Source organism: Enterococcus sp. HMSC078F03 (genome assembly GCF_001811595.1).
Lineage (GTDB): Bacteria > Bacillota > Bacilli > Lactobacillales > Enterococcaceae > Enterococcus > Enterococcus faecalis.
Map to the genome: position 1 here is coordinate 1 of NZ_KV805573.1, position 478 is coordinate 478.

At 34.9% G+C, this 478-nt stretch carries 1 pseudogene; it reads right to left on the bottom strand.

Annotated elements, in window-relative coordinates:
* Positions 1–9: 9 nt before the first annotated feature.
* Positions 10–478, bottom strand: a pseudogene (locus HMPREF2810_RS09895) (IS30-like element IS6770 family transposase); the annotation flags it as partial.

Consider the following 478-nt stretch of genomic DNA (forward strand, 5'->3'; position numbering starts at 1 on the left):
TATGATTTGTCAAATTAAGTTAGAATAAAATGCTTCTTGTACATAGCTCAAAAATATCTCAATTGGTGTTCTGTAATTCAATGATTTTCTTGGAATATGATTACGTTGATTGCTGACACTGGAAATAAATGTCTGATTCACTTCTCTAAAATCCATTGATTTCGGCAGTCCATTATGACGCAGAATCCCGTTAGAATTCTCGTTTAATGGGCGTTGAGAAAGTGTTCCAGGGTCCGCAAAATATATATCAATATCGTGTTGGTTACTAATGGCTTTCCAGTTAGAAAATTCTTTTCCACAGTCAAACGTAATAGATTTAAAGAAGTTTTTAGGGAAGCGAGAAAACCATTGATTAAGGGCGGTTTCAATATCTAATGCCTTACGGCCGTTGGGTTTAATCGTGATAATGACTTTAGATAATCTTTCAACTAAAGTAATGACGGCACTTTTATGATGAATGCCAACGATCGTATCACCT